We start from the raw sequence: 5,928 nt of genomic DNA, 5'->3' as shown, positions 1-5,928 counted from the left end.
GCGATCCGCGATCCGCGATCCGCGATCCGCGATCCGCGATCCGCGATCCGCGATCCGCGATCCGCGATCCGCGATCCGCGATCCGCGATCCGCGATCCGCGATCCCGGGCCCGGTACTTCCCTGCTCCGCGCCTGCGGCTCTCGCCGGCCGTCGGGCGTGCTCTCAACCGACGGCAGTGGCGGAGGGCGGGGCGCTGCCGCCCTGGCGTGCCTCCGGGACCATCAGCCGGATGATCTCCGCTTGGTCGGCGGGCGAGGGCAGTCCCCATTCCGGTCGGTAGCCGTACACCTGGTGCAGTGGGGTTGAGGCGGTGCGGCCGTCCAGGATCTCCACGGCGTCGGTGCCGATCAGGCCGGGGTGTTCGACGCCGCAGGCCTCGGCGACCCTGGTCAGGTCCCGGCGTAGCGTCCGCAGGTAGTTGGCCGCCCGGACCGACTTCAATGCCGGGTCCAGCCCACGGGCGAGCCACGCGTTCTGGGTGGCGACGCCGGTGGGGCAGGTGTCGGTGTGGCACTTCTGGGCCTGGATGCAGCCGACCGCCAGCATCGCCTCCCTGCCGACGTTGACCATGTCGCAGCCGAGCGCGAACGCCACGATGGCGTTGTCCGGCAGGCCGAGCTTGCCGCCGCCGACGAAGACCACCTGCTCGTGCAGACCGTACTCGGCGAAGATCTTGTAGACCCGGGAGAAGCCCTGCTGGAACGGGAGCGACACCGAGTCGGTGAAGATCAGTGGTGCGGCCCCGGTGCCTCCCTCGCCGCCGTCGATCGTCACGAAGTCCACACCCCGGCCGGTGTCCCGCATGAGGGTGGCCAGCTCCTCCCAGAAGCTCAGGTCGCCGACCGCCGACTTGATGCCGACCGGCAGGCCCGTCTCGGCGGCCAGCAACTCCACCCAGTCGAGCAGGCTGTCGCAGTCGGAGAACTCGGCGTGCCGGGACGGGCTGACGCAGTCCTGACCGGCCGGGATGCCCCGGGTGGCGGCGATCTCGGCGGACACCTTCGCCCCGGGCAGCAGCCCACCGAGGCTCGGCTTGGCGCCCTGGCTCAGCTTGATCTCCAGCGCCCGCACCGGTGCGCCGGCGACCAGGTTCTTCAGCCGGTCGAGGCTGAACCGGCCGTGCTCGTCCCGGCAACCGAAGTACGCGGTGCCGAGTTGGAAGACCAGTTCACCACCGTTGCGGTGGTACGGCGACAGGCCGCCCTCGCCGGTGTTCTGCAGGCAACCCGCGAGGGCCGCTCCCTTGTTGAGCGCGGTGATGGCGTTGCCGGAGAGCGAGCCGAAGCTCATTCCGGAGATGTTGACGACCGACTCCGGTCGGAACGCCCGGGCCCGTCCCCGTGCCGCGCCCAGCACCTTCGCGCAGGGCACCCGTACGTCGTGCCCGGCGGTCGGTGCCGACGGCGGCACGGCACGACCAAACGTGCGGTGCTTGATGATCGGGTACCCGGCGGTGTACTCGATGTCGTTGTCGGTGCCGAAACCGAAGTAGTTGTTCTCCTGCTTGGCCGACGCGTACACCCAGCGGCGCTGGTCGCGGGTGAAGGGCCGTTCCTCGTTGTTGCCGGCCACGATGTACTGCCGAAGCTCCGGCCCGATCGTCTCCAACAGGTAGCGGGCCCGGCCGAGGACCGGGAAGTTGCGCAGCAGCGCGTGGTCGCGCTGGATCAGATCCCGCGCGGCGAGTGCCGCGACGGCGGCGGCGACGGCGGGTACGGCTCGACGGGCCCAGGTCATGCCGCAACTCTTTCCGCCGGGGCGGCGGATCAAACCGGTGAGCTGCTGGTGGCGGTGCGGGTGAGCCCCGCACCGCCACCCTGGGCTCAGTGGTGCCGGAACGACTCGCGGACCGACCCGCCGACGACAGTGCACCACGTGCTCGTACTGAGCTTGCCGTTGCGGGGCAGCCCGTGCAGCGCCTGCAGGTCCTGCACCGCCGTGCGGGTGGCGTGGTCGTACGCCCCGGTGACGGTGACCGCGTACCCCTTGGTGGCGAGGATTTCCTGCACGGCGGTGACCGGCGCTCCGGCGGCGTGCTGGTCCAACTCCGGCGCGAGCGTCTCCCAGGTCGGCGTGGTGAGGGTGGCGTCCACGTCGACCGCGATGCCGTTGCGGGCCTGCCAGTCCTGCACCGCCGCCACGGTCGCGGCGTCGAACGTGCCGCTGACGATCACCGGGTAGCCGCGGTAGGCGAGCAGGTGCTGCACCACCCGCACCGAGGGGGAGTTGACGAAGCGCCACAGGTCCGGCCAGCGGCGCGCCGGCACGTCACCGAGCTTGGTGCCCAGCGCGGCGTGCACCCGCCGCCGCAACTCGGGGAACTGTCGGTAGAAGGCGGCGCCCGGGCACTCGGTGGTGCGGAAGTCCCAGTGGCCGAAGATGTCGTACGCGTGCAGCCCGTACTGCCGGCAGATCGCGACGCAGAGCTTGACCAGCGAGTCGGTCAACGCGTCCGGTGGCGTCTCGGTGACGTAGGTGCCCTCGTTCTCGATGCCGATGGCCCGGCCGTTCTCACCCGGACAGTGCGCCGAGATCATCTGCCGGTCGCCGGCTTCGAGGCGCTCCAGGCTGCCCCGGCGGCCCTCCAGCACGTACCCGCCACGGCTCACTGTGAAGTGCTGGCCGGTGTCCGACCAGCCGTTGCCGTCCATGTGCAGGTCCTGGCAGTCGTGGGCCAGCTTGACGGCCTGCTCAGGGGAGTAGTCGGTGACGTTCGGGAACGCCATGTGGTGCACGATGATCTTGTTGGTGGCGATGGCGCTCACCGACAGCGGGTCCTTCGGCGGGCGGGCGGCCCACTCGTCACAACTGATGATCCAGTCCAGGTCGGTGCCCGGCGCGGCCTGCGCCGCGCCCGGGAAGGCGAGTTCGCTCCCGACGACGGCGACCGTGGCGGCGCCGAGACCGGCCCGCAGCAGCGTCCGGCGATCCACTTCGGAATGGTCGACGTGCATTGCATCTCCTCCTGCGGCCGACGGCGGGGGGATGAAAAGTAGCTCCAGTGGCCGCACGCACTGCGGAGAATATTGCCAAAACTCGCCCGCGCGCTAGAGGGCCGACAGGCCTGATGATCACTTGTGTTTCCGCGTGTCGGGTCGGGGGTAGGTCGGGGCGGACCGTTCCGGCTGCCCCACTTAAGGAATGACCAGATGAGTGACAACGTCAGCGACGCGGTGGGCGACGCTCTCCGCTCGGTGATGCTCTTCCTGCCCAAGGCCGTCGCCTTCCTGGCGATCCTGGTGGCCGGATGGCTGATCGCCAAGGCCGTACTGAAGATCGTGGAGAGGGTCCTCGAACGGGTGGGCTTCGACCGCGCCGTCGAACGCGGCGGCATCCGCCGCGCGTTGAGCCGCTCCCGGTACGACGCCAGTGACATCGTCGCGAAGCTCGTCTACTACGCGCTGCTGCTGTTCACCCTTCAGCTCGCCTTCGGCATCTGGGGCCCGAACCCGATCTCCGACCTTCTCGGCGCGGTGATCGCGTGGCTGCCCCGCGCCTTCGTCGCGATCGTCATCGTCGTGGTCGCCGCCGCCATCGCCAACGCGGTCAAGGACATCATCAGCGGCGCCCTCGGCGGCCTGTCGTACGGCCGGGTGCTGGCCACCATCGCCTCGGTGTTCATCCTCGGCCTCGGCGTCATCGCGGCGCTCAACCAGATCGGCGTGGCCACCGCGGTCACCACTCCCGTGCTGATCGCCGTGCTGGCCACGATCGGCGGCATCCTCGTCGTCGGTGTCGGCGGAGGTCTGATCCGTCCGATGCAGAGCCGTTGGGAGTCGTGGCTGACCCGCGCCGAGCGGGAGTCGCAGCTGATCGCCGAGCACGCCCAGGCGTACCGGGCCAGTCGCCGCGACGCCGAGGCCGCGCTGGCCCGCCGGTCGGCCACCACCAGCGACGCGGAGGCCACCCAGGTGGTGACGCGGCCCAGCGACGCGGAGGCCACCCAGGTGGTGACGCGGCCCAGCGACCCGGAGGCCACCCAGGTCGTCCACTTCCCGGTCAGCTCCGACGCCACCCAGGTGGTCGACCGCAGCGCCGCCGACGACCCAACCCCGACGACGGCCCGGCCCTCAGCGACCGACGACACGACCCAGGTGGTCAGCGGCTCGGCCGATTCGGACGTCACGCAGGTGGTGGGCACCGGCGTCGACCCCGACACCACCCAGGTGGTCACGGGCGGCACCGATCGCGCGGTGCCCGGGCAGCGCACCAGCGACGACAGCGAGACCACCACCGTCATTCCGCCGGTCGACCGGCGCTGACACCAGCGGTACGGCGGCGGGGCGGGACCGATTCGATCCCGCCCCGCCTCTCGTTGTCCGCCCCGCCCCGCCCGGTTCGCGTTGCTCGGCGCGCCGAAAGCGTTGGCCGAGGCCGCGCCGGTTGTCTAGCATCGCGGGCATGACCTGGCGACATTGATCCAGCAGCGTCGGCCGATCCCGTGGGCCACCACGGTCACCGCACGTCCGGTGTCCGTCTCCACTCCCACGGGAAGGCCCCATGACCCTCATCGCTTCGCGCGTGCCCGAGCCGGCGGTCCGTCGGCTGACGGCGACCCTCTACGGGTACGCGTTCCTCAGTGACCTGGTCCTGCTCTACCCCCTGTACGTGGTGTTCTTCGCCGACACCGGGCTGTCGGTGGGGCAGATCGCGTCGCTCTTCGTCATCTGGTCCGCCGCCGGGATCCTGTTCGAGGTGCCCTCCGGTGCCTGGGCCGACGTGCTGTCCCGCCGACTGCTGCTGTGCCTCGCCCCGCTGGTGGCCGCCGCGGGTTTCGCGCTCTGGGTGCTGCTGCCCTCGTACCCGGCCTTCGCTGTCGGCTTCCTGCTCTGGGGCGCTGGTGGCGCACTGGTCTCCGGTGCGCTGGAGGCGTTGGTCTGGACCGAGTTGGACCGGCTCGGCGCTGTCGACCGGTACGCCCGGGTGCTCGGGCGGGCGCGGACGGCCGGTGTGCTCGGGGTGGTGGTCTCCGGAGTGCTCGCCGGCCCGGTGCTCGCCGTCGGCGGTTACCCGGTGGTCGGCGCTGCCAGCGTGCTCGCCTGCCTGCTCGCCACGATCGTCGCCACCCGCTTCCCGGAACACCGCGCGCCCGCCGCGGTCGGCGTTCCGGTCGCCGAGCCGGCGGCGGCCGTCCGGCCGGTGGGTGCCACACCACCCCGGCAGGACGAGCCCGTGAGCCCGGACGACGACGGTGACCTGGGGTGGTGGGACACGCTGCGGGACGGGGTCTCGCAGGTCCGCACCCGTCCGCCGGTACGGGCCGCCGTGCTGCTGGTGGCCGTGGTCGCCGCCGACTGGGGTGCCCTGGACGAGTACACCCCGCTGCTCGCCCTGGACACCGGCGTCGGGGCGCAGGCCGTACCCCTGCTGCTCCTGCTGCTCTGGGCCGGAGTCACAGTCGGTGGGCTGCTCGCCCCGGCGGGGGAGCGGCTGGGCAGCCGAGGGTACGCCGCGTTGTTGGGGCTGGTCGGCGTCGCGCTGGCCGGAGGCGCCCTGCTGCGGCACCCGGCGGGGTTCGTGCTGCTCGCGGTGGCGTTCGCTGCCGCGCAGTTGGCCACCGTGCTGGCCGACGCGCGGCTCCAGGCCCGGATCGTCGGCAGCAGCCGGGCCACCGTCACCTCCCTGGCCGGGATGGCCACGGACGTGCTGATCATCGTGACGTACGCCGCCTATGGCCTGCTCGCCACGGCGGCCGGCAACGCGGTGGCGTTCGCGCTGACCGCCGGGGCGTACCTCGTGGTGGCGCTGGTGCTGCTGACCCGCCGCCGGCACCGGACGACGGTGCCCACCGTCGTGGCCGCGGCTGTGCCAGGCGGCCCGGACTGACCGGGGCCCGGCGGGGGGCCGCCCGGGGCGCCCCCCGGGCCCCCCCCCCGCCCGCCCAGTGCCAGTACGACCACAGGGGGCCCGGGAGGGGCCCGGAACCC

Annotated in this window: 4 protein-coding genes; 2 read left to right on the top strand and 2 right to left on the bottom strand. The window is 72.1% G+C overall.

The annotated features are described in order from the left end of the window. Positions 1–163: 163 nt before the first annotated feature. Both ABZ749_RS24095 and ABZ749_RS24090 read right to left on the bottom strand, forming a co-directional pair. Positions 164–1,738 (bottom strand): FMN-binding glutamate synthase family protein, encoded by a 1,575-nt coding sequence (locus ABZ749_RS24095; protein WP_357231435.1) that lies wholly within the window; start codon positions 1,736–1,738, stop codon positions 164–166. 86 nt (positions 1,739–1,824) lie between these two features. Continuing rightward, positions 1,825–2,934: an N-acetylmuramoyl-L-alanine amidase gene (locus ABZ749_RS24090; protein WP_357231432.1), complete on the bottom strand. Its 1,110-nt coding sequence runs from the start codon at positions 2,932–2,934 to the stop codon at positions 1,825–1,827. A gap of 216 nt (positions 2,935–3,150) precedes the next feature. Between ABZ749_RS24090 and ABZ749_RS24085 the strand changes: the two genes are divergently transcribed. Further along, a complete protein-coding gene (locus ABZ749_RS24085; protein ID WP_357231429.1) occupies positions 3,151–4,263 on the top strand; it encodes a hypothetical protein in 1,113 nt (370 codons plus the stop codon). A gap of 238 nt (positions 4,264–4,501) precedes the next feature. Continuing rightward, the gene (locus ABZ749_RS24080) at positions 4,502–5,827 is read left to right on the top strand and encodes an MFS transporter (RefSeq protein WP_357231426.1); all 1,326 of its coding nucleotides are present in this window, start codon (positions 4,502–4,504) and stop codon (positions 5,825–5,827) included. Positions 5,828–5,928: the final 101 nt, after the last annotated feature.

The sequence above is a fragment of the Micromonospora sp. NPDC047753 genome (assembly GCF_040642735.1).
In the GTDB taxonomy this organism is placed as follows: domain Bacteria; phylum Actinomycetota; class Actinomycetes; order Mycobacteriales; family Micromonosporaceae; genus Micromonospora.
The sequence above is the reverse complement of the archived record's forward strand: the minus strand, read 5'-3'. Positions and strand labels throughout refer to the sequence as shown.

Excerpts from the sequence above, each read along its gene's own strand:
- ABZ749_RS24095 (WP_357231435.1), bottom strand. The coding sequence starts at position 1,738 with ATGACCTGGGCCCGTCGAGCCGTACCCGCCGTCGCCGCCGCCGTCGCG.
- ABZ749_RS24085 (WP_357231429.1), top strand. The coding sequence starts at position 3,151 with ATGAGTGACAACGTCAGCGACGCGGTGGGCGACGCTCTCCGCTCGGTG.
- ABZ749_RS24080 (WP_357231426.1), top strand. The coding sequence starts at position 4,502 with ATGACCCTCATCGCTTCGCGCGTGCCCGAGCCGGCGGTCCGTCGGCTG.